At 39.8% G+C, this 24,708-nt stretch carries 19 protein-coding genes; 10 read left to right on the top strand and 9 right to left on the bottom strand.

Translation table 11 applies throughout. The features are described from left to right. Entirely contained in the window at positions 1 to 1,926 is a 1,926-nt protein-coding gene (locus IQ31_RS13900) for an LTA synthase family protein (protein WP_145328333.1), read from the top strand. 11 nt (positions 1,927 to 1,937) lie between these two features. Here IQ31_RS13900 and IQ31_RS13895 read toward each other — a convergent pair whose 3' ends face one another. The 4 genes from IQ31_RS13895 to IQ31_RS13880 all read right to left on the bottom strand — a co-directional run bounded on the left by IQ31_RS13895 (position 1,938) and on the right by IQ31_RS13880 (position 8,838). After that, the gene (locus tag IQ31_RS13895; RefSeq protein WP_145328332.1) at positions 1,938 to 3,008 is read right to left on the bottom strand and encodes a hypothetical protein; all 1,071 of its coding nucleotides are present in this window, start codon (positions 3,006 to 3,008) and stop codon (positions 1,938 to 1,940) included. Positions 3,009 to 3,353: 345 nt separating this feature from the next. Further along, a complete protein-coding gene (odhB, locus tag IQ31_RS13890) occupies positions 3,354 to 4,595 on the bottom strand; it encodes a 2-oxoglutarate dehydrogenase complex dihydrolipoyllysine-residue succinyltransferase (RefSeq protein WP_070562935.1) in 1,242 nt (413 codons plus the stop codon). 63 nt (positions 4,596 to 4,658) lie between these two features. After that, positions 4,659 to 7,400, bottom strand: coding sequence for a 2-oxoglutarate dehydrogenase E1 component (locus IQ31_RS13885; protein ID WP_070562932.1), 2,742 nt, complete (start codon positions 7,398 to 7,400; stop codon positions 4,659 to 4,661). A gap of 181 nt (positions 7,401 to 7,581) precedes the next feature. Continuing rightward, entirely contained in the window at positions 7,582 to 8,838 is a 1,257-nt protein-coding gene (locus IQ31_RS13880; RefSeq protein ID WP_232475611.1) for a deoxyribodipyrimidine photo-lyase, read from the bottom strand. Positions 8,839 to 9,319: 481 nt separating this feature from the next. Between IQ31_RS13880 and IQ31_RS13875 the strand changes: the two genes are divergently transcribed. From IQ31_RS13875 to IQ31_RS13865, 3 genes are all read left to right on the top strand, one after another. Beyond that, positions 9,320 to 10,189 carry a Rossmann-fold NAD(P)-binding domain-containing protein gene (locus IQ31_RS13875; protein WP_145328331.1) on the top strand — a complete coding sequence of 290 codons (870 nt, stop codon included), beginning with the start codon at positions 9,320 to 9,322 and terminating at the stop codon, positions 10,187 to 10,189. Positions 10,190 to 10,385: 196 nt separating this feature from the next. Next, positions 10,386 to 12,224, top strand: a complete 1,839-nt coding sequence (locus tag IQ31_RS13870; RefSeq protein WP_145328330.1) for a UbiD family decarboxylase — start codon at positions 10,386 to 10,388, stop codon at positions 12,222 to 12,224. A gap of 78 nt (positions 12,225 to 12,302) precedes the next feature. Next, positions 12,303 to 12,638: a HopJ type III effector protein gene (locus tag IQ31_RS13865; RefSeq protein WP_145328329.1), complete on the top strand. Its 336-nt coding sequence runs from the start codon at positions 12,303 to 12,305 to the stop codon at positions 12,636 to 12,638. A 164-nt stretch (positions 12,639 to 12,802) separates the two neighbouring features. Here the strand turns inward: IQ31_RS13865 and IQ31_RS13860 are convergent, their stop codons facing one another. Together IQ31_RS13860 and IQ31_RS13855 are read right to left on the bottom strand one after the other, a co-directional pair. Then, the gene (locus IQ31_RS13860) at positions 12,803 to 13,264 is read right to left on the bottom strand and encodes a VOC family protein (protein WP_145328328.1); all 462 of its coding nucleotides are present in this window, start codon (positions 13,262 to 13,264) and stop codon (positions 12,803 to 12,805) included. Between the two features lie 177 nt (positions 13,265 to 13,441). Beyond that, on the bottom strand, positions 13,442 to 14,017 hold the full coding sequence (locus tag IQ31_RS13855; RefSeq protein ID WP_145328327.1) for a Crp/Fnr family transcriptional regulator: 576 nt from the start codon (positions 14,015 to 14,017) through the stop codon (positions 13,442 to 13,444). A gap of 235 nt (positions 14,018 to 14,252) precedes the next feature. On the opposite strand from IQ31_RS13855, the gene asnB reads away from it, so the two are divergent. From asnB to IQ31_RS13840, 3 genes are all read left to right on the top strand, one after another. Next, positions 14,253 to 15,941: an asparagine synthase B gene (asnB, locus tag IQ31_RS13850; RefSeq protein ID WP_075994095.1), complete on the top strand. Its 1,689-nt coding sequence runs from the start codon at positions 14,253 to 14,255 to the stop codon at positions 15,939 to 15,941. Between the two features lie 283 nt (positions 15,942 to 16,224). Continuing rightward, positions 16,225 to 17,793 (top strand): M20/M25/M40 family metallo-hydrolase, encoded by a 1,569-nt coding sequence (locus IQ31_RS13845; RefSeq protein WP_145328326.1) that lies wholly within the window; start codon positions 16,225 to 16,227, stop codon positions 17,791 to 17,793. Then, a complete protein-coding gene (locus tag IQ31_RS13840) occupies positions 17,793 to 18,764 on the top strand; it encodes a polysaccharide deacetylase family protein (RefSeq protein WP_244294491.1) in 972 nt (323 codons plus the stop codon). Before IQ31_RS13845 ends, IQ31_RS13840 begins: the two co-directional genes overlap by 1 nt. Here the strand turns inward: IQ31_RS13840 and IQ31_RS13835 are convergent. The 3 genes from IQ31_RS13835 to IQ31_RS13825 form a co-directional block, all read right to left on the bottom strand. Beyond that, positions 18,761 to 19,366 (bottom strand): CDP-alcohol phosphatidyltransferase family protein, encoded by a 606-nt coding sequence (locus tag IQ31_RS13835; protein ID WP_208734256.1) that lies wholly within the window; start codon positions 19,364 to 19,366, stop codon positions 18,761 to 18,763. The two genes, IQ31_RS13840 and IQ31_RS13835, sit on opposite strands and share 4 nt — an antisense overlap. Positions 19,367 to 19,484: 118 nt before the next feature. Continuing rightward, positions 19,485 to 21,668, bottom strand: a complete 2,184-nt coding sequence (locus IQ31_RS13830; protein ID WP_145328324.1) for a S9 family peptidase — start codon at positions 21,666 to 21,668, stop codon at positions 19,485 to 19,487. Between the two features lie 245 nt (positions 21,669 to 21,913). Next, positions 21,914 to 22,642: a 3-keto-disaccharide hydrolase gene (locus IQ31_RS13825; protein ID WP_088163757.1), complete on the bottom strand. Its 729-nt coding sequence runs from the start codon at positions 22,640 to 22,642 to the stop codon at positions 21,914 to 21,916. Between the two features lie 72 nt (positions 22,643 to 22,714). Between IQ31_RS13825 and IQ31_RS13820 the strand changes: the two genes are divergently transcribed. The 3 genes from IQ31_RS13820 (at position 22,715) to IQ31_RS13810 (ending at position 24,699) form a co-directional block, all read left to right on the top strand. Further along, complete coding sequence (locus IQ31_RS13820; RefSeq protein WP_145328323.1) at positions 22,715 to 23,083, top strand: dihydroneopterin aldolase; 369 nt, start codon at positions 22,715 to 22,717, stop codon at positions 23,081 to 23,083. A gap of 78 nt (positions 23,084 to 23,161) precedes the next feature. Then, on the top strand, positions 23,162 to 23,872 hold the full coding sequence (locus tag IQ31_RS13815) for an AAA family ATPase (protein WP_088162872.1): 711 nt from the start codon (positions 23,162 to 23,164) through the stop codon (positions 23,870 to 23,872). 383 nt (positions 23,873 to 24,255) lie between these two features. Beyond that, positions 24,256 to 24,699 (top strand): Hsp20/alpha crystallin family protein, encoded by a 444-nt coding sequence (locus IQ31_RS13810; RefSeq protein WP_088162871.1) that lies wholly within the window; start codon positions 24,256 to 24,258, stop codon positions 24,697 to 24,699. Positions 24,700 to 24,708: the final 9 nt, after the last annotated feature.

Raw genomic sequence — 24,708 nt, 5'->3', positions numbered from 1 at the left:
ATGAAATTAAGAGGAGTATTTGCACCTTATTTTGCTGTCGCAATTCGTTTTATCTTTCTTTTAGTCATCTATGCGTTATTGCGATTGGGGTTTTATGGCGTCAATGCTTCCTTATTTCCTCATGTCGATGCAGGTAAGCTCTTGGTGATGTTTGCGGGTGGTATACGATTCGACATTGTAGCCCTACTGTATTTTAATATTCTTTATATTGTGATGCTGACTGTTCCAGGTCCGTTTAAATCGAATAAAATCTATCAAAAAGTTGCAAAATGGATCTTTGTCGTGACCAATTCAATTGGTATAGCGTTAAATCTGATTGATTTTGCCTACTATCCATTTACCCTAAAAAGGACGACAGGAACGGTAATTGACCAATTTTCCAATGAATCCAACCTGATGAAGCTGGCTTTTGATTTCTGTTTGGATTATTGGTATCTCATTATAGTGTTGGTACTGGTTGTGTATGGTTTGATTAAATCGTATAAGCTTATTCAGATTGAAAGGACTACGAAATATAGCTGGAAGTCATTTTTGATCCAATTGCCTTTATTTTTACTGACTGCTTTTCTTTTCATAGGTGGTGTGCGTGGCGGTTGGGCCCATAGTACCCGTCCCATTACATTGAGCAATGCGGGTGATTATGTGGAGACACCGGAAGAAATGAATATTGTGCTGAATACGCCATTTAGTATATTGAAAACATTGAAGGCTGTTAATCTTAAACCTGTCCATTATTATTCCGAACAAGAGCTTGAACAGTTATACAATCCTATTCATGTACCGCAATCAGACCAGCCCTTTGCGAAGAAAAATGTCGTCGTTCTGATTTTAGAGAGTTTTGCAAAAGAACATTTTGGTGAGTTGAATAAAGATATCCAAGGTGGAAAATACAAAGGTTATACGCCTTTTTTGGATTCATTAATCCGCAATGCTTACACATTTACAGATACTTATGCCAATGGCCGTAAATCAATTGATGCTTTACCATCAGTCATTACCGGCATTCCTTCCATTGGTGAGCCTTTTGTGCTTTCGATATATTCTGGAAATGAAACCACAAGCTTAGCGAAGCTTTTAGGGGAAAAGGGATATGAGACGGCTTTTTTCCACGGAGCACCCAATGGCAGCATGGGCTTCTCCGCTTATATGAAACTGGCGGGTATCCAGCATTATTTTGGTAAAAACGAATATAACAATGACGCTGACTTTGATGGTATATGGGGAATCTGGGATGAACCGTTTTTGCAATTTGTAGCGAATAAGGTCAACACGTTTCATCAGCCATTTTTCGCTAGTTTCTTCTCTTTATCTTCGCATCACCCATTTAAGGTACCTGAAAAGTATCAGGGGAAATTTCCTAAAGGACCTTTGCCGGTACAGGAACCCATTGGATATACCGATAATGCGCTGCGTGAATTTTTTGCAACAGCATCGAAAATGCCCTGGTACAAGAATACCGTATTTGTTATCTGTGCAGACCACGCTACTGTAAGCTACCTGCCGGAATATCAAACGGCAGCAGGGGGCTTCCAAATCCCTATAATATTTTATGCACCCGGTGATAATCTAGTTGGCAAAGCGGATAAACTGGTACAGCAAATAGATATTATGCCTACTATTTTGAATTATCTGCACTATGATGAGCCTTATTTCGCATTTGGTTCAGATGCCTTCAAACCGGGTAAGGATAATTTTGTGCTTAATAATAACTCAGGGAGCTATAATCTCTACTATAAAGATTATATGATGTCTTATGATGGACTGAAAGTGACTTCATTTTATGATCTTAAGAAGGACCGCTTGATGAAACAGGATCTGTTAAAACAACATCCAGCGGTATTGGATACGATGGAGACCAAGATGAAAGCTTTTATCCAGCAATATAACAACCGTATGATTGAAAACAAGCTGACCTATAAAAAATAGCAGCCGGTTTTCTACCTGTTCAATTTAGCGCGAATGCTTCTATCGATAATAAACAAAACCAAATCATAGACGAGGTAGATCAGGGGTAAGGTAAAGATGACCAACAGGATAAAACCGCGGGACTTTTCGTCAAAGACTCCATTGACAAGATAGTTGGCCAGACTGGACCAAAACCAGATGAAGAAGTAGAAAGAGCTTGGAATGATTAGATTTCCAAGTAGGAGTGCATAGCGGTATCGGCCAGTTTTGTATTTTAGATAAATACAGCGGATATGCAGGCATAGCAGGCATATTGACCCGATCAGGGCGAGCAGCTCGGGATGTACCCAAAGAATTGCTTGTGCTAACATGGAGGTTTTTAAGCCAACTTCAATATGAAAACTCTCTTTCTTTTCTACCTGATCAATTCTCCAGTGAACAATGGAATCTGTTTGTAATTTGGCTGTTCCCAGATCCTGTGTAAGTACATCCATCTTCCCGTCGAGGTGCAGATACAGTTCAATCGGGCCAAAAGACGACCAGTACCTAGAAGGGAATAGGAGGTAGTCAATTTGGTATCTGGTCCGAATATCCCGTCGGTCATAGCCCATATAAGCGCTGTATTGAACCTGAATGCTGTTATCACCTTTGTGAAGCTTAGCGGTAAAATGAAATGCATCATTCAGCGAAATACTTTTCCATTCATCGCTGTCGTAGCTGATTTCATAATAGCCATCCTTTAAACGTAAAAAGGGAAATTTTGAACCGGGCTGATCCATTTTTTTTCCTTCAATTTCTTTCTGATTGACAAGGATGCGATCTAATCCGTCCATATTTAAAGCGAGAAATACCAGTGGCAATTCGATAGCCTCTTCTGCATGGATGTTATAGACAATGCTGAAGTGACTGCGATAGTCCGAATTATAATCAGCAGTGTCTGCCAAAAGATGAATGTCAATACGCTCATTGGTGACTTTCAGCTTTGCGGCAGGAACAAGCTGTCCTGTTATACTATGGGGGCTCATTGGATTTGCCATGTTGGCAAACAATGTCATTACAGCGAGTAATAGATATACGGTTGTTAGTAGAATTTTATACTTCATTTGCTTGATATTGTCTGCTTAATATCAAGTTTCATATTCGCATTCGGCCTTTAAATGACAGGGGCGGCTGTATATTAGGATATGCTTGATATTTAACAAGATGAAAGTAAAAATTAAAAGGGAGAAATTAAAAAGGCGATTCATATTCGTCTACCTCCGATTCATATTTGTCAAGTATATTGTTTCTATTCCGATGTCAATAAAAACCTTCATGATTTCGCAGGCACCCACAGCAATGGAAGCGAACTGAAGGTTCTTTCTGGCCAATAATAGGACACTCTTTCATAAAAAAAAGACCTATGCCGCAAAGCATAGGTCTTTTTATATTTCCAATTTTATTGCGGTTTAAACACCCAACAATAAACGAGCTGGATCTTCCAATAATTGTTTTACACGAACCAAGAAGCTTACTGATTCACGACCATCGATGATGCGGTGATCATAAGAAAGTGCAATATACATCATTGGACGGATCACCACTTGGCCATTTTCAGCAATAGGACGTTGGATGATGTTGTGCATACCCAAGATTGCGGATTGTGGAGCATTGATGATTGGTGTAGACATCATTGATCCGAATACACCACCGTTGGTAATTGTAAATGTACCACCAGTCATCTCGTCAATCGTTAATTTGTTGTCACGCGCTTTAACGGCAAGTGCAGCGATTGCTTTTTCGATTTGTTCCAATGACATTGCATCAGCGTTACGGATAATCGGAACAACTAAACCTTTAGGGGCAGAAACCGCGATTGAAATATCTGCGAAATCAGAATATACAATCTCGTTATCTTCGATACGTGCATTCACGGCAGGCCATTCAGCTAATGCAGTTGTTACTGCTTTTGTAAAGAATGACATGAAGCCAAGACCGATTCCAAATTTCTCTTTAAAGGTATCTTTATATTTAGCACGAAGATCCATGATCGGCTGCATATTGACTTCATTGAATGTTGTCAACATCGCCGTTTCGTTTTTAACGGCAACTAAGCGTTTTGCGATTGTTTTACGTAATGAAGATAATTTCTCACGACGTTCGTTTCTAGAGCCCGCTACCGGAGCAACTGTCGCAGCAGGAGCAGCGGCAGGTTTTGCTGCTGGTGCAGCTGCTTTAGCAACAGGTTGAGCTTTTTCGGCATCTTCTTTTGTGATGCGTCCTTCTTTACCTGTTCCTTTTATTGTAGAAGGATCAATTCCTTTTTCTCTTAAGATTTTTGCAGCAGCAGGAGAAGCTGTACCAGCAGCATAGCTATCTGGATCTTCATCTTTTGCAGCGGCAGCCGCAACTGGAGCTGCATTTGACGCTTCTGCAGCAGGAGCAGCAGCTGGAGCTGAACCACCGGCAGGAGCAGCGCCTTCTTCAATTGTACAAACAACAGCACCGATTTCTAAAGTATCACCTTCTTGTGCAATGATTCTTAAGATACCCGCTTTTTCAGCTGGTAATTCAAACGTTGCTTTGTCTGATTCCAGTTCGGCGATGTTTTCATCCATCTCCACATAATCGCCATCTTGTTTCAACCATTGTGATAAGGTTACCTCCGTGATTGATTCACCTACGGTTGGTACTTTAATTTCTAAGCTCATATATAATGTTCTTTATTGACAATTGCGTCCTATAGATAAGACGCAATTGATTTTAAATTGTTTTTATTCGAATGATTTATTTAAGATTTCTGCTTGTTGCGCAACGTGTTGTTTCATGTAACCCGTAGCTGTACTTCCACTTTCTTTACGGGCAACAAAACCTGTAAATGCAATCTCAGTACCCATTAGTTTACGGCAGTAGTAAGACCATGCTCCCATGTTCTCATTTTCTTCCTGAACCCAAACAAATTCTTTTGCCTTGTTGTATTTTTTACGGATTGCTTTCAATTGCTCTGTAGGAATTGGGAATAATTGTTCCAATCTGACGATAGCGATATCTTTGCGTTTGTCCGTTTCTTGTTTTTCTAATAAGTCGTAGTAAACTTTACCCGAACAGAATAACACGCGTTTAACGTCTTTTGCCGCAACATTTGCATCATCAATTACCTCTTGGAAAGCAGCTTCTGTAAAATCTTTCAACGGTGATACCACTTTAGGGTGGCGCAACAATGATTTTGGCGTAAATACAACCAATGGTTTACGGAACTCACGTACAAGTTGACGACGCAACAAGTGGAAATAGTTAGCCGGAGTAGTACAGTTTGCTAAGATCATATTCTCATCTGCACATAACTCTAAGAATCTTTCGATACGTGCTGAAGAGTGCTCAGGACCTTGACCTTCCATACCATGAGGAAGCATCATAACTAAACCGTTAGAACGTTTCCATTTTGTCTCTGCACTCGATAAATATTGATCAACGATAATTTGAGCACCGTTATAGAAATCTCCGAATTGAGCTTCCCAGATTGTCAACGAATTTGGATTAGAAGATGCATAACCATATTCAAAACCCAAAACAGCATATTCTGAAAGTAACGAATTGTAGATAGAGAATTTATCGCCACCTTTAATATTGGCTAAAGGAACATATTTCTCTTCCGAATCTTCAAGCGTCAATACCGCATGACGGTGTGAGAATGTTCCACGTTGTACATCCTGACCCGAGATACGTACACGGTTACCTTGATCCAATAATGTCGCGTAGGCCATCAATTCGCCCATTGCCCAATCGTATGAATCAGCAGTGATCATTTTGGCACGATCTTCAAACAAACGTGTAATCTTACGGAAGAATTTTTTGTCCGAAGGTAAGGTTGTGATTTCTTTCGCTAATTTTAAGAATAGATCTTTTGCAACTTTCGTTTTATCCGAAGTTGTTAATACTTCACCTTTTTTAGCAGGACGCAATCCTTCCCATGCACCTTTAAACATCGGGATCTCTTCAGTCAATACCTCAACTGTTTTAGATTCCTCAAATTTAGTTTGCAATTCAGCTTTAAATTCTTTCTCGATATTTTTAGAATACGCCTCGTCAATACTTCCTTCAGTAATTAATTTTTTAGCGTAAACTTCTTTCGGGTTCGGATGTTTTTCGATGATTTTATACAACAATGGTTGCGTGAATTTTGGTTCATCAGCCTCATTGTGTCCAAATCTTCTATAACATAACAGATCGATAAATACGTCTGTTTTATATTTTTGACGGTATTCAACCGCTAAATTAATTGCATAAACTACCGCTTCAGCATCATCACCGTTCACATGGAACACGGGTGAAGAAGTGATTTTTGCAACGTCTGTACAGTATGTTCCAGAACGCGCATCCTTGTAGTTCGTTGTAAATCCAATCTGGTTGTTGATGACAATATGTACCGTACCGCCAGTTTTGTAACCATCGAGTTTGGACATTTGGGTTACTTCGTAGACTACACCTTGTCCAGCAATTGCTGCGTCACCGTGAATGATGATCGGTGCAATTTTAGAAGAGTCGCCTTCGTATTTGAAATCAATCTTAGAACGGACCATACCTTCAACGATTGGATCTACAGTTTCCAAATGCGAAGGGTTCGGAGCCAAACTTAAGTGGACAGATTTGCCATCGTTTGTTTTGACCTCAGATGAAAAGCCCAAATGGTATTTTACGTCACCACCAAAGTTTACTTCAGGATCATCAGCGTAAGTCTTACCTTCAAATTCAGAGAATACTGATTTGTAAGATTTACCCATGATATTAGTCAATACATTCAGACGGCCACGGTGAGCCATACCGATAACAAATTCCTGGATACCGATTTCTGCACCTTTTTCAATGACTGAATCTAATGCTGGGATTAAACTTTCTGCGCCTTCCAATGAGAAACGTTTTTGACCTAAAAACTTAGTGCCTAAAAAGTTTTCGAATACAACGGCGTGGTTTAATTTGTTTAAAATTCTCTTTTTTGTGTCCAAAGAGAATTTTGGCATGTTACGGTCCGCTTCCATACGGTCCTGTAACCATTTAATTTTTTCTGGGTTACGGATATATTTGAATTCTGCACCAATAGAACGGCAGTAAGTATCCTCCACCAATTGACGGATGTCTTTTAATGTTGCTGGACCTAAACCGACTTCAACACCTGCATTAAAAACGGTGTTCATGTCTGCTTCAGCAAGACCAAACGTTTCTAATTCCTTGCCAGGATAGTATTTACGTCTCTCACGAACAGGGTTAGTGTGTGTGAATAGGTGGCCACGGTCACGGTAGCCATTGATCATGTTCAGCACATTGATTTCTTTCAATACGTGCTCAGGAGTAGCTTCGCCTACTGAACTTGTTGTTCCACCAGCATTTTGACCGAAATCAAAACCTTCAAAGAATTTTTGCCATCCGAAATCTACCGATTGGGGATCTTGCTTGTACGATTGATATAAGCCATCGACATAAGCCGAATCAGCATTACTCAAATATGTCAGATTGTCCATTTACAATTAAAACTATGAAATTTGTCAAAGTTATGAATAAAAAAAGAGTTTCTAATACTGAAATTGAATTATTTAATCAATAAATCTATCCAATTCTTAACATTTTTAGCATGATTTAAAAAGGGCTTCTAGCGTACTACAAATTTATTTTCTATTGGAATTATTTATTTCTGCCGAAGATTTATTTAACCAGTATTTCCTCCAGTTTTGGAAGTCCATTTGGGAAATGAGTTTTGATCAATTTTTGCCAATCCAGTGCTTTATTGTCTTTTTCACTTGTCCCAACCCCGGCAATATGAGACCACTGTCCATAAACCGTTGCCGGAGAATAGTCTAATAGATGTTCCTCATACCAGGAGGCGCCACGAAGCCAGTTTACCTGATACTCATGAACTAAATAGCTGGCCGCGATTAGGCGTGCTTGATAGGGGATATAGCCGGTCTTCTGTAATTGGACCATCACACTGTTTATAAAATCATGTTCTGTATGGCCCGATTTCCATTTTTCAAATAATTCCTCATTTCCTTCTAAGGTCGGATGATCCTGATGGGAGCTGTTTTTAGTGCCCTGTGGCTTAAAAAATATATTCGGATATTTTTTAAGCATAAACCTAAAATAATCGCGCCAAAGAAGAATGTCGACAATTTTTTCAAATCGTTTGTCCTTTTTACCTTCACCAAGTTTTTTGATATTGTTATAGAGTAAAATAGGTGACAAGGCACCTGAAGCTATAAAAGGCCCTAGAATCAAGGGGTCCTGGTCCGTTTCCGGATAGGTTGACAATACCGCATGCATAATACTAAGCGCTGTGTCTTCGCCACCGAGAATATAGATGTCATCAACAGATTTGATCTCCTCCTCTGAATAGCCTAAATCTTTTAATGAAGGGATTTTGGTGTCCTCGAGATGGGGAGGGGTAAGGAAATTGGTCGGAAATGGGATTGGTTGCCGAACTAGACTTTCCCGCTCAACTTTTTTCTTGAAAATAGAAAAACCATTGGGTATATCTTTAATAGGGAAAGGGAGGTCTTCTTTGTGGTACAGGGTATGGCCAATGAAATGACGCAAATTTATTTTACTGCTCCAAAGCTCACTTTCTACTTTTTCCGATATAGAAGTCTCCCGAAGTGCCACTTCGCGGTGGTGATAAACTTCGTTGACTTGGTATTTTTGTGCTATTCTTGGGATAATATCTTCAGGCTTGCCAATATAAGTTAATAAGTCGCTACCATGGCTCTTTAATTTTTCTTTTAAAGCGGTCACGGCTTCGATGACAAAGGCCGCCCGTAAAACACCGGTATTTAAGGTGCCAAATTGATTGCGGTCGAAATATCGGGGATCAAAACAGTATACCGGGATGATAAATGAACTTTTTTCAGAAGCTTGATAAAATACTTCATTGTCATGAAGTCTTAAATCATTTCTAAACCAGATCATTGTAGCCCTTTTGTCCATAGAGGTGAAGATAAATACTTTTTAGTGCAGCCTATTTTCAGAAGATTTACAAATATATAAGGATATTGTGTTCCTGAAAGTATTTATGCGCGAATTGACAAAAAAAGGACAATGACGGTACTTGTTTGGATGGTTTACTATATTTTGGTTAGGAAAAAATAAAAATAGTGTTAAACTTATTTGATGTTTCTCTGTTCTAAAATCAGGGAATTATGATATTTGTAGGTTATTGCAGTTGCTCTTGAGACGATCAGAGTAACAGATTAAAAGCGTAAGAAAAACATGGAAAAGATAGCTGCATCACCAATGAAACTATCCTAGGGATTTTGTTCGTTTAAGCGATTGAAAGGGTAATACATAAATACAGCGACTAGGAAGAAACGATCTTATTTAATGGCTCACGATCGTGAGAACGAATCATTAAATCGCGATGGTTTCATAGCCATAAAAATAGAGAATACGAATGAAAAAGGTTTTAATCAGCGGGCTAAATACCTATTTGGGACGACGGGCATCCTGTTATTTGCAATCCAGCGATTTTGATGTGACGGGATTAGTGCGCAACTTATCCCTTTTTAATAAAATAGTAAAAGAAAAGGTAACGGCAAAGCTTTTTGAATTGGACCTGCTACGGAAAGGAGAAGCTTTCGAGCGTTTTCAAATTGCTGATCTCAATTTTGGGATTTATTTTACACAAGTTCCTTCACTCGATAACGATATACAGCTTCAGCTTGAATTGCTTGGTCTGCGCAATTTCGTGGAAATTTGTAAACGTGGCGGAAATAATCGTGTCATTTATGTCGCAAGGCTAATGGATGAACATTTCTTGGAGCCTGTACGTGATCTACTGGAGAACTTACGTGTCCAATATACCATTGTGATTAAAAGTAGCGTGATCGGGAAAGAGAGTGTTTTAAATCGGATATTTGCGAAACTTGCCAAACGGCAGACCATATTTTATTGGAACTGGGTCGCTTCGCTGAAGTTTCGACCGCTGCCTTTGCTCGATGTATACCGCTGGCTGCGGGAAATGCCTTGGGAAAATAATTTTATATCAGAGATTATTTACCTTGGCGGCAATGAAGAAATGACATTTAGAGGCTTATTTTACCATTTCCTTAAGTGCACTTCCGAGAGTCAAAAGAGAGAAATTAGCGTCAATAAATTTTTTGCTAAACTCTTGCTGACAAGGTTGAATGATATCAATAAAGAAGATATCGACGAATTTAGAAGAGTACTTTATTATGAGAAAAATGTAGATAATTCAACTTGGCAACGGGTGCAGGCATTTGAATTTACTCCTTTGAAATCCTATGTCTGCATGGATACCTAGTGGGCTACTGAAGCCCTTGCGCGATGTGCTTGTTTTGTTTGAACGTTGCTTTTAGGGTGTTTTGGCCATCTTATGTTGGTTGTATACGATTGTAGGGGAGTGTGATAGTAGATTGGTAAAGGTTTTTTCTTTATATCCTGTTTAATAAATTATTCTGTTAAATTTGTGAATTAACGTGTTGAAGCAGATTTAATATATGGGATACAATAGTTTAGAAGCATGTGTTGCGGATCTTGAAAAACATGGCCATTTAATCCGGATCAAAGAAGAGGTCGATCCGTATCTGGAGATGGCTGCAATTCATATGCGGGTATTTGATGTTGAAGGACCGGCATTGTATTTTGAAAATATCAAAGGTTCGGAGTTTCCCGCTGTATCTAATTTATTTGGAACGCTGGATCGTTCGAAGTTTATGTTTCGGGATTCGTTGGATCACCTGAAAAAATTGGTGGACGTTAAGATGAATCCTGCCGCAGTGCTGAAAAATCCCTTTCAATATATTGGTTCATCGATGACCGCCCTAGGAGCTTTGCCCTGGAAAAAAAAGTCGGGGGCTCCCATACTTCACGGAAAAACATCAATTAGTAAACTTCCGCAGATTGTCAACTGGCCAATGGACGGTGGCGCTTTTGTGACGATGCCGCAGGTATATACGGAAGATGTTGCCAAACCTGGTATTATGCAGGCTAATTTGGGGATGTACCGGATTCAGCTTTCTGGGAATGATTATCTGCCCGATCAGGAGATTGGTTTACATTATCAATTACATCGTGGTATCGGGGTTCATCAAACTAAGGCAAACGCGCTCGGTAAACCTTTAAAGGTGAGTGTTTTTGTCGGCGGACCTCCAGCCCACCCCTTGTCTGCAGTAATGCCACTACCGGAAGGACTCTCCGAGATGATCTTTGCCGGAGCATTGGGAAATAGAAGATTTCGCTATTTTTATGATGATGAAGGCTTTTGTATCTCTGCGGATGCGGACTTTGTTATTACAGGTACCGTTTATCCCAACGAAAATAAACCGGAAGGTCCTTTTGGGGACCATATCGGCTATTATAGCTTAACTCATCCGTTTCCTTTGATGAAGGTGCATAATGTGTACCACAAGAAAAATCCAATTTGGTCTTTTACGGTTGTGGGGCGACCCCCGCAGGAAGATACTAGCTTTGGTGCTTTAATCCATGAAATTACGGGTGCGGCTATTCCAAAGGAGATTTCGGGTCTCCATGCCGTTAATGCTGTTGATGCGGCTGGTGTACATCCCTTGCTTTTTGCAATAGGGTCTGAACGGTATACGCCTTATCAGCGTGTCGATCGACCGCAGGAAATTTTAACAATAGCCAATCAGATACTGGGTAAAAATCAGCTCAGCCTTGCTAAATATTTGTTTATTTCAGCACATGAAGATAATCCGCAATTGGATATTTATGATATTCCGGCTTTTTTGGGGCATATCCTTGAACGCATAGACCTTACTCGAGATGTTCATTTTCAGACCAATACGACTATTGATACCTTAGATTATTCCGGCGATGGATTAAATGCCGGTTCAAAGGTGGTTTTTGCTGCCGCTGGTACAAAGAAAAGAACATTGGGCCGTGAATTGCCAGCCAATTTTGAGCTGCCACGACCTTTTAATCAGGCAAAATTTGTCATACCTGGTGTTATTGCGATAGATGGACAGGCATTCTCCACATACGAGCATGAATCGAAAATTATGGCGGAATGGTGTCGTGCTGCCGCTGCAAGCTCCTGGGAAGGTTTTCCATTGATCGTTTTATGCGATGATGCTAACTTTACCGCTGCTACTGTCAATAACTTTGTTTGGACAACGTTTACCCGGAGTAATCCTGCGTATGATATTTATGGAATAAATAGTTTTACAGCATTTAAACATTGGGGTTGTGAAGGTCCTCTGATTATTGATGCGCGGACAAAACCCCACCATGCCCCGGCTTTGATTAAAGATGAAGCGGTGGAAAGACGTGTGGATCAGCTTGCTGCAAAGGGAGGCTCGCTGCATGGAGTTATTTAAGAGCGCTTAATGCCTGTTCGTTCAGGTTTATGGTTGAGAAATTAAATTAGAATAGATTTTAAAAGGTATAACATCAAGATGAATACAGCAGAATTATTGATTAAATCAAAAGGAAGCGAATTACAGTTTCAGGAAGTATTGACTCATATTGCCGATCATTACAGCTATAGTCCCAGTGCATTTCAGAATGGGACGTTGAAAAATTCGAAAGAAGAAAATCAAGGCAGTGCAAAAGTTTTCTATTTTGCAAAGTTGAATGGTCTTTCGCAGGAGGATACTTTGCGCCTTTTTGCCGAGCATTATCAGAATGTACTCGATAATCCTGAGGGAGAGGGACATCAGAACATCCGTCAATTTAGGACAAATGGCTGGGATGGGATCCTGTTTGAGCAAGAGGTATTGGTAAAGAAATAATAGTCCATCTGAAGGGTGAAAGCCCGAGATGAAATAGACGACTTCCTGTAGCGACAGGTTCAATTGAGATCGCGTAAATAGGCAGAAGTCATCGAAAATAGAAAGGGCGGTAAACTGTTGTTACCGCCTTTTTTGCCAAATATATTATGGACTGTTTCGCTGGCTTAAGGCTTACTTTCGCAATCTTGTTCTTTATTTCCGCCAAAATAAACCATCCAGCAAATGCCAAATTGATCTTGAAAAGCGCTGTATAGTTCGGCAAAGAATGTTTCGCCGAGCGGCATTTCAACCACCTTTGCATTGGTGCTTAATGCATCATACAATGTTTTTGCCTCTGTGGTGCTTTCACACATCAGCATGACATAGCTGTTGTTTCCTTGAATGTATTGTTGACCAAAAGCAGGAATGACATCAGCACCCATCAGCATGCTGTCTCCATTGATCGAAATTGCTGTATGACAGATTTTGTTTTTTGCTTCGTCTGGAACAGGTGGCATTTGTGGATCAGCGGGGATATCTCCGTAACGCATGTAGCCTGGGTTCTTTGTGTTGAAGACTTTTTCATAAAAATCGAATGCTTCTTCACAGTTTCCGTTGAAATTTAGATAAGCGTGTAATTTTGCCATGATTTCTAATTTTTGAATATAATGATTACTTCTTTTCGTTCTTTTTCTCAATTATTCTTCCCAGGGGACTACAATAAATAGCTTGGGAGTACATTCGTAAAATTAAACTGAAGTTTTCTTAAAAATCTTGCCTTAAGGCAAGATTTAAAAAAGTAGTTCTTTATTCATTAAAAAGGACTAATTTCCATGGACAATTTCCTTTCGAATACGGCTTAGGGAAGTGTCGGTGATACCTAGATAAGATGCGATATGCTTTAAGGGGGCTTGCTGTATCAATATTGGTTTTTCCTTAATCAGGCGTAGATAGCGGGCAGTAGCAGGTTCTGTAATCATGGCAATAGCTCTATTTTTGATGTGAACAAGTTCTTTAGCCATCCAGGAACGGCCCCATTCCCTAAATTCAGGAATCTGATGAAAGAGTTCCTGAAAATCTTCAAATTTTATTTTCCAGAGACGGGTTTCCATGAGTGCCTGAATATTTTCCACCGTTGGATTGCGTTGAAAAAAAGAAGCCACTTCAATGACAACATCATTGTCACTACAGAAGCCGATGGTAACTTCATTGCCTTCATAATCATGTAAAAAGGAGCGTGTAAGTCCGTACTCAATCAAGTAGTAAGCATTTGAAACCTGCCCTTTGGTCAATATAAAATCGCCCTTTTTGACGGTTATGGCTTCGTGTTTCTCCGTGATGGCCGTTAATTCCTGTGGTGTGAGCGCAAGCTCACTATAGAAGGTTCTAATTAGATCCATGTCCTGGTTATTTGATTATGACGTCAATTTAACGATAAATCCGCAGATCAATTGTTAATCTATTGTGTGATTATTGTAAACAAATAAGTATTTCGTTGATAATTTTGTTTGTTTATGAAGTTATTTTTAATAAAAACACAATAAAAATTAAAAAACATTATGAATTTAGTTTTTAATTGTTTTACTTTGTGTCAATAACATAATGTAAAAACGAAATATTTAAAATTTTCATAATATGTGTGGAATTATTGGCGCTTTTGAATTAAAGCAACCTGCAAGCTCATTGAGATCTCAAGTATTAGAAATGTCAAAACGTATTCGTCACCGTGGTCCCGATTGGTCGGGTATATTTACTGGTGAGAAAGCTTTGTTGGCACACGAGAGATTAGCTATCGTTGATCCCAAATCGGGAAGTCAACCTTTGTACAGTCCGGATGGTAAAGTTGTACTAGCAGTTAATGGCGAGATCTATAACCACCATGAATTAAGAAATAGCCTTCCTGATTATGCGTTTTCTACACAAAGTGACTCTGAAGTTGTTTTGGCTTTATATTTAGCAAAAGGTCCCTCATTTGTGGATGAATTAAATGGTATTTTTGGATTTGCACTCTATGATTCGCGTGATGATTCCTTTTTTGTTGCACGTGACCATATGGGTATTATCCCTTTATATTACGGTGAAGATGAACAGGGACAGTTGTTTGTTGCATCTGAATTAAAATCACTGGAAGGTTTCTGTACGACGATTGAACAATTTCCTCCGGGACATTACTTGTATAGCAAAGCTGGGAAAACTCCGCAACGCTGGTACCAACGTGATTGGGAAAGTTACGCTGTCGTAAAAGACAACGAGACCGATATCGCCGTTTTACGCAAAGCTTTGGAAGATGCGGTTCATCGTCAATTGATGTCAGATGTACCTTACGGTGTACTGCTGTCCGGAGGATTGGATTCATCCGTTATTGCGGCGGTAACGAAGAAGTTTGCCTCCAAACGCATTGAAAGTGACGATAAAGAAGATGCTTGGTATCCTCAATTACATTCATTTGCGGTGGGACTGAAGGGTGCACCGGATCTAATTGCAGCACAAAAAGCTGCAGATCATATCGGAACGATACACCACGAGATCAACTTTACGATCCAAGAAGGATTGGATGCTATTCGTGATGTGATCTATCACCTGGAAACTTATGACGTTACAACGGTACGTGCTTCTACACCTATGTATTTATTAGCTCGTGTAATCAAATCAATGGGCATCAAAATGGTATTGTCAGGTGAAGGTTCAGACGAACTTTTCGGTGGGTATCTTTATTTTCATAAAGCACCTAATGCGCAGGAATTTCATGAAGAAACTGTACGCAAGCTGAAAAAGCTCTATCTATACGATTGTCTGCGGGCAAATAAATCACTTGCGGCCTGGGGAGTAGAAGGACGTGTGCCTTTCTTGGATAAAGAATTTATGGATATTGCCATGCGCATCAATCCTTCCGATAAAATGATTCGCGAAGGAAGAATGGAGAAATGGGTTGTACGTAAGGCATTTGAAGACTACTTGCCGGAGAGCATCGCATGGCGCCAGAAAGAGCAATTTTCTGATGGTGTAGGCTATAGCTGGATCGATACCTTGAAAGAGCAGGCTGAAAATAAAGTTTCTGATCAGGAATTTGCAGAGGCTTCAACGCGCTTCCCGATAAACACACCGAAAAATAAGGAAGAGTTTTTATATCGGACAATTTTCGAGTCCCATTTTCCTTCAACAGCAGCGGCACAAACTGTTCCTTCGGTAAAATCTGTCGCATGCAGTACACCAGAGGCCTTGGCTTGGGATGCTTCTTTCCAGCATCTGAATGATCCATCTGGAAGAGCTGTAGCCTCAGTCCACCAAGAGAGCTATGAAAAATCCAAAGTGGAAGCAGTGTAACTAATCAACCCTCATATCTATATTTAGTAAAGCCTGGAAAGACTCTTTTCAGGCTTTTTTATGTTCTCTTTTTAATTAAATAAGGGCATATTATTTAATTGATTAAAAATGAATGTGTTTTTTTAAATATTCTTTAGTAATTTTCGGAAAAACCAATCACAGGAAACTTTGAGTTTCTGAATTAGCTATAGGTGAACAAAATAGGAACGTGAATGTACAATTCAATATATTCCAGATGATCGTGTTCGCTGGTTAACAATTAATTATAAATAATGATATAAAGATGAAGATAGATTCAATGAAATACCATGGAATGAAATCTTTGGGGCTGGCACTTCTATTATTGAGCGCTCCAACTATTTTTGCGCAAAATAAAGACGCGATGGTTTCGTCAATTGTGCAGGAGGCAAATGCAAATTCACAATTGGAGAAGTATGCGTTTGAGCTTGTCGATATGATTGGCCCCCGTCTTGTCGGGAGTCCACAAATGCAACAGGCGCACGATTGGGTTGTCAAAAATTATAATGCGCTTGGAGCACAGGCTCGTAATGAGCCTTATGGTGAATGGCGTTCCTGGGAACGGGGAACTTCTCAAGTGACGATGACTTATCCGAGAATAAAGTCTTTAGAAGGTACACAGTTGGCTTTTAGTCCTATGACGAAGGAGAAAGGGATCGAGGCAGAAGTGGTCGCTATGCCTTTGTTTAGCTCCAAATCTGATTTTCAGTCCTGGCTTAAAACAGTTAAAGGCAAGATTGTATTGATTGGGATGAATCCACTGTCGGGGAGATCTGATGCCAACTGGAAGGAGTCTGCTTCCCCGAAAGGTTATGAAAAATATCAAACCTTAAAGAATGATCAGTTGAAAAAATGGGAAGGCAGCATGTCCTACACGGGAAGCACCCGTCGGACATTGCCATTGGCCCTGGAGAATGCGGGAGCCGTTGGTGTTATTGATTCCTACTGGACGGAGCTGCCAGGCATCACACGGATTTTTGATGCGAAGTCTAAACAGATTCCGGTATTTAATGTCGGATTGGAAGATTATGGTCTGTTATACCGCATGGCAGAACATGGGGTCAAACCTCGGGTATCACTACAGGGAAATTCAAAGGAGCTTGGGATATCAAAAACCTATAATAGTATTGCGGAGATCAAAGGAAAAGAAAAACCGGACGAATATGTTGTGCTTTCTGCACATCTGGATTCTTGGGACGGCGCTTCGGGTGCGACAGACAATGCTACCGGGGTGATTACAATGATGGAGGCAGTCCGTATTTTAAGAAAGGTTTATCCGGAAAATAAAAGAACGATTTTGGTCGGTAACTGGGGAAGTGAGGAACAGGGGCTGAACGGTTCTTCCGCATTTGTCGAGGACCATCCCGAGATCGCTAAAAATATACAGGTGGTATGGAATCAGGATAACGGGACGGGGCGAATTGTCCGTATCGGGGGGAGTGGTTTTGAAAAGTCCTACGAATACATTAGCCGCTGGCTGCAATATTTGCCTGAAGAGTTCCGTAATGAAATCCAAACCAGTTTTCCGGGCATGCCGGGGACGGGAGGGAGTGATCACTCTTCTTTCGTCCAAAAAGGAATTCCAGCCTTTGGGCTCTCTTCCACTTCCTGGGATTATGGTAAAGTGACCTGGCATACCAATCGCGATACCTACGATAAGATTGTGTTTGATGAGGTGAAACAAAACGCCATTATCGTTGCGATTTTAACTTACCTAGCCTGTGAAGAACCAACTTTGGTCTCCCGGGAAAAGATCATATTGCCAATCGATAAAGATGGCAAGCAGATGGTATGGCCAACAAATCTACAGTCAAAAAGAACAAGTGGTAATTGATGATGAAACAGCTCATTTTTGTTTGTCTATTTTTGGTATGCGTCCTATTCTCTTATGGACAGGCTTCATATGCTAATTTGGAAAACTACAGAACAGAGTGGTTAATCCTTCGTGAAAATAATAATTCCTTGGTGGGGATCCGTAGTTTCACGAAAAATGCTGTAAAATATTATTTAACGGTAGATCCTACTACATTGCAAACGCGTGTAGTAGGAGATCGATCGGTAAGCGTTCTGTACAAAGATGCGGCTCAGGTTACGAAAAGTCTAAGTGGTTCGGTATATGAAAGTTGTTTTTCCTTGGTCAGAAAAACTGAAAATAACTTACAGGATGCGGGACTGAATTTTAGACTTCCCAAAGAGGCGGGTATTAATTTGACGATCGATCTATGTCCTTCACACAAACCTTTGGACAAAGCTATTTTTGAGGATCTTCTCGTTACGTTTAAGGGAATTGATAGCACCCTGCCACTGGCCGTTTCTGTTTCGGGCAAATGGATGCTAAATCATGCTGCAGATCTGGAATGGCTAAAGTCATTGGATACAAAAGGTGTAAAGATTACCTGGATCAATCATACGTACGACCATGTTTTTAATAATAACCCTTTAACGTCCAATTTTCTGCTGTCTAAAAATACGAATCTAAATTATGAGGTATTGGAGAATGAAAAATTGATGCTAAAAAATGGGCTTATGCCTTCCGTTTTTTTTCGTTGTCCGGGCCTAGTTTCAGATCGAAATATTATTGAACGGCTGTTGTCTTATGGTCTTATTGCAGTTGGCTCGGATGCATGGTTGGCTAAAGGGCAGCAAGCCAAGAATGGAAGTATTGTTCTGATTCATGGTAATGGGAATGAAGAACTCGGTGTGCAGGATTTTATCCAATTGCTTCGGACAGAATCTCAGTCAATAAAAACAAAACATTGGACATTATATAGTTTATCTGAAGGTTTGGATGAGGAGCCGCATTAACTATTGAACAACTTGTTTTTAAGGATCGCCTTTCCTTTGCGTAGCTGGATAGCGTGATAGATACTTGGGATGTCGTTAGACCAGTTTTTGAGCGTGAGGATAATAGCAATAATTTCCAGGCGCGTAAGAAGGCCTAGCCAGACCGTTAACTGAAATAAGATTGTTGATTGGCAATGTAGCAGTAATTCGACTAAAAGGGCGAATAAAAACAGCGTCCAGATCTTCGCTCCAATGGAGTGTGTTGCAATTTCCTTTTTAAATTTTGCAAAACTAATGATGTAGGTTAATATCTCTGATCCTACCAAGATCAAAATCAATGTAGCATTATCCTGAAAAAATTGGGGACAGCTCAGGTAACTTACCAGTGAAATACAGGCAAAAAACAGGAGATCAACACTGGAGTCCCATCGGCGTAACAGCGTGGTAGAAACAGCTAGCTTACGGGCAATAATGCCGTCAAATATGTCACTTAATAATCCGATTATAAGAAATGAAATTGCATACCATTTAAAATGATCCACTTTGAGCCAGTAAAAGAGCAACAGCAGCAGGCCTAAGACAAGGCGCAGTATAATGAGTGTAAAAGGAATGTTCTTTTTCAAAGCCTGCGGATAATCGGTTAAAGTGTTGTCATTAAAGATACATATTGTACATTATAAAACCAAAAAGGCACCTTTCATATTGAAAGATGCCTTTTTAGTTTTTTTGCTTCCCTAAGTTTTAGGATGGGTTTTTGAGGTGTTGATTGAAGTAGTCAGCAATTTTTTCGTACATATGAATACGGTCTTTCCCCATTACATTGTGTTCATGAGTCGGGTATAGAAAATAATCTACTTGCTTTCCGGCTTTAATACAGGCTTCTAAAAACTCCATGCTGTTTTGCTGTACAACGACAGGGTCTTGTGCGCCATGAATAATCAATAGTCTTCCTTTCAGTTGATCGGCTTTAGTGAGCAGAGATGTCAATTTATAACCTTCGGGATTTTCTTGTGGAGTGTCCATGTAGCGTTCGCCATACATAACCTCATAAAATTTCCAGTCGATTACAGGGCCTCCGGCTACAGCAGCCTTGAAAATATCGTTATGATGTAGCATGAAGGAAGTCGTCATAAAACCACCGAAGCTCCACCCGAAAATACCCATGCGTTGTTGGTCAACAAAAGATTTTGATTTAAGGAACTCAATTCCTTTCATCTGGTCGGCCATTTCGTTTTGACCGAGGTTGCGGTGCGTGGCCGTATAGAAATCCCGGCCTCTGTAATTTGTGCCGCGATTGTCCATGGTGAACACGATATATCCTTGTTGGGCCATATACATATCAAAATAACCGGCCCCTCCTAGCCATTTGTTAGAAACAAGCTGCGAATGTGATCCGCCGTATAAATAGTACATGACGGGGTATTTTTTTGCAGGATCAAAATCGTTGGGATAAATGATACGTCCTGTCAATGGGTATTTTCCATCTGCGGATGTCAACTGTACAAATTCGATTTTAGGATCATTTATTTTTCCGGCAAAAGGGTTCTCTGCATTGACTAAGGTTGTTTCTTTAGCAGATTTAACGTCTTTGATCTGAATTTTATTTGGTGTTTTTAAATTACTATACTGATCGTAGATGTACTTGCCATCGCTGCTTAGCGCAGCATGGTGCATGCCCGATTCATTCGTTAGTTGAACCGTTTTCCCTGATTTTAGGTCGACTTCAAATAATTGGCGATCTAAACCGTTGTTGGTGACTCCCGTGTAACTTACTTTGTTGCCATCAGCCGAAAAGTCAAGGAATGCTTCCATGACAATATCTTTATAGCCTAATTTTTTGATGAAATTACCTTCCGTGTTATAGAGGTAAAGTTGATTATAGCCATCTTTATCGGATTGATAAAGGAATTGATCCGGTTTGTTTGGTAAAAATGTCAATGGGTTTTCTGGCTCAACCCAGGTTGTCGCAGTTTCTTCAAACAGGGTTTTGACCAAGGAGCCATTTTCTGCATTATATTTGTTGACTTTAAGATCATTTTGCCCACGGTTAAGTACTCCGACGTAGATGTATTTACCAGAAGGATCCCATGTAACCATGGTTAAATATTGCTCTGAATGCTCGCCGGTTTGAAGGGTTACCTTTTGCCCTGTGGTGGTATTGTAAACGATCAAAGAAACTTCTTCTGATTTTTGGCCTGTCATGGGGTATTTGATCCATTTGATATCCGCAATTTTGGGACTCCATTGCGGTAATGGATAATTGGCAACCATCGTTTCGTCTTTGTGGTAGTACAGCAGTTTGTCATTTTGATTGTTCCACCACATTCCTTTCTTGATGCCAAATTCTTGACGGTGGGTATAATCGCTTCCATTGACAATCCCTTTGTCTGTATCGTTGGTTACAGCGGTAATTTTGCCGTTTTTGTCAACAATTGCGATGTTGTTGTCTACTAAATAGGCGATTTTTGAAAAATCCGAACTGACTTCGCGATTAGCTCCCTTGTTGTCATTACCGATAAAACTTTCAATATTTTTTGATTTAATGTTGTAAGCTACCGTATAGGTTTTATCTTTTCCTTCAACTTGCAGTAATAGTGCATTTCCGTCGCGCCATTTGTAGTCGTAAGGAAATACGCGCAAACTAAATGTTTCGTTCGGGATAGCTGTTTTTAGTGCTTTTTCGAGATCTGTTTTAGATACGAGATTTGTTTCGCTCCAGTTATTGGAAGCGCTTTTGGATAATAGGTTCTGGTACGATTTATCGAGATAGGAGAGGTTGTTTGATTTTGGGATCCACGATGCTCCGGCTATCGATGTTGGGGCATAAGTTCGGGGGCCAAATACTGTTTCTTCTAAATTGAGGTTACGTTGTGCATAGCTGCTGATGGAGCTTGCCAACAAGAAGAATAGCGCAATTCTTTTCATTAAACTGTAATATTGTGTGAATGTTTATACTCAACGGCATAAGTGAGCCCATTCCAGTGGTTATTTGCGTGTCATTAATCCACTCACATAAGGCTTCTAAGTCTATTGCGGTAAGAAATTAATGGCGCAAGGAGCTCATTACATTCCGTTTGTTTTTAAATTTTATAGGGCTAAATTAGGGAAATAGCCCTATAAAACCTAGTACAGAATTGTTGCTTTTCTAACTAAAATTGTTTGCTGCAAACCTATAGCTTACGTAACCAGATGTTTCTGAACTGGACCAAATCACCGTGATCCTGCAGTATAATCGGGCCTGGGCCATGGCTTATCTGCTTAGGTAGTCCTATATATTCTGTGGTACCGTCGATTTGGGTATTGTTTTGTACAACGACTCCATTATGTAAGACTGTTACTGTTCCTTTAGCGGTCAATATTCCATCTTTACTGAATTGAGGAGCCTTATAAATAATATCATATACATGCCATTTGTCCGGTGCAATTACTTGCGCCAATGGTGGACGTTGTTTATACAGACTACCCGCTCCACCATTGACATAGGTTGGGTTGTTATTGTTGTCCAATACCTGAATTTCATAATGGCCCTGTAGGAAAATTCCACTATTGCCGCGTCCTTGGCCTTCACCTTTGATTACTTCGGGGCTTTTCCATTCAACATGCAGTTGAAAATCGGTAAAATGTTCGTTAGTCTCAATGGCTCCAGCTCCCGGTTTTACTTCGAGCACGTTGTTGGCTACAGTCCAATTGGCTTTTCCTTTTTCACTTTTCCACTTACTGAGATCCTTCCCGTCAAAAAGGACAATTGCATCGCTTGGAATACCATGATCGATCGTTAATGTAGGAGGGACAGGACTATAATATTCCGTGTCACTGGCTTTCATATTGGTTTGGGCCTGCAGTGCTGTGGCACCAAATAAGAGCGTTGTTGCTAGTGCTGATGATAAAAAAAAGTTCATCTGTTGGGTTTTTGGTATGGCTAAATATACAAATAATCCCATTTGTATGGAACAATTTCCTTAGGTTTGTACATGGCAACCATTTTACAAACAGTATCGCTGAAAGAAGCCCGATTCTATGCACCAATAGGTTACTATGAAGAAGAACAGGTGCTTGGCAATGAGTTTTTTGTTTCTATTGATGTATGTTTTCCCTTTTTGAATACGGAGACAGAGAACTTAAAAAATACGCTCAATTACGAAGAACTCTATCAGATTACCGCTAGCGTTATGCAGCCTAAACGAAAATTGCTCGAATCTGCAGCTTCAGAAATACTAGATCAGATTAGGCTGCGGGTGGCCGATGCTGTGACGATCGAAGTGGTGATACGTAAATCGAACCCTCCCTTTGGTGGAGATCTTTCCTGCTCCCAAGTTGGCCTTAAATATTTCAAGGATTAAATTGAAACTGGATCAGCGATATGCTGGCTGAAAGATTTAGTTTTGCCAACTGTTATCTGATAGTCTTAAATTAACATTATGAATATTTACGATCTTGTAATTGCCGATAAGGAAAGGATAGCTTTAGAAGATGTCTTCTTGGAAGAGGAGAGCCGTCAGAAGCTCCATCAGCTGATTAAAGAGCATCGTTATATTAAAGAGCTTTCACAATATGGTCTGCCGGTTAGCAATAAGATTTTACTGCACGGTTATTCTGGTTGCGGAAAAACAACAACGGCGAAAGCCTTGGCCACAGCGCTCGAAAAACCAATTTATGTGTTGAATCTGAGCAACCTCATTTCTTCTCGTATTGGTGAAACCTCGCAGCACATTAAACAGGTCTTTGATAAAGCTGGGCGTGAAAAAGCAGTTCTGTTTTTAGATGAATTCGATCAGATAGGAAAGGCACGAATTAGTGAAGAAAAGGATGTGGGGGAAATGCGTCGTCTCGTGAATACCATTATACAGCTGATCGATTATTTTCCTGCTGAAGCGGTATTGATTGCAGCAACCAACCATCCCGAAATATTGGATACAGCAATTATCCGTCGGTTTCAGCTTCGTTTGGCTTTTGAGTTGCCAACAATGGTGCAGTTGGATGCTTATTATGATAAATTATTTACACCATTTTCGCATTATGCTGATGTCGTACCTCGACGCTATGGGATCTCCTATGCAGAGGCTAAGGACTATATTTACGATGCCGTCAAATTCTTATTGATTGCTACATTGGAACAAAATCAACCTTAATGATTTTTTTGAACGCTCCGCTTGAGATACTTAATAAAAAAATAACACCCTCTGATAAACTGTTTTTCTCTTCTACGTGAGTCTGTTAGTTGAACGCTCCGCTTCAGATGCTTAATAAAAAAATAACACCTTCTGATAAACTGTTTTGTCTCCTATACGTTAGTTTGTATATGGGGATAATTTAGGATAGGGCGGGGTGTCGATGACAGATTGATCGCTAAGTCGCTAACAATAATTTGTGAATAAGTCAAAATGGCATTTATTTTCATTTTAAAATGACATTTTGTCTTTTAAAAGCTGCTGGTACGCAAATTGAATAATTTTCTTCAAATAGTTAGAACAAAAAAGCTTAACAATAAAACAAAAAATTAGGAGGACAAAAAATGGCATTAATTAAATTCCCTACAAAAAGTTTAAACACTGATGCAGTAAATCCATTTGTAAACACTGTATTTGACAATTTATTCAATGATAACTTCATCTCAGATCGTTTGGTATCCCGTGTGCCGGCAGTCAATATATCGGAATCCGAAAAATCATTTAAAGTTGAAATGGCAGCGCCCGGATTGGATAAATCTGATTTTAAGATCAATGTAGATAAAAATCTAATTACGATTTCAGCTGAGAAAAAAGAGGAAAGTGTTAGTGAAGAAAAATTATACAGCAAAAAAGAATTCAATTACTCTTCGTTCTCAAGATCATTTACATTGCCAGAGACCGTAGATTACAGCAATATCGATGCTGCCTATGAAGGTGGGATATTAATTTTGACTGTTGGCAAGAAAGAAGATGCAATCATTGCAAAACGTTTGATTGAAGTTAAATAATTCAGCAAT

Origin of the sequence: Sphingobacterium siyangense, assembly GCF_007830445.1 — a bacterium.
GTDB lineage: Bacteria > Bacteroidota > Bacteroidia > Sphingobacteriales > Sphingobacteriaceae > Sphingobacterium > Sphingobacterium siyangense.
Note: the sequence above shows the minus strand (reverse complement) of the source record. Positions and strands in the feature narration are given on the sequence as shown.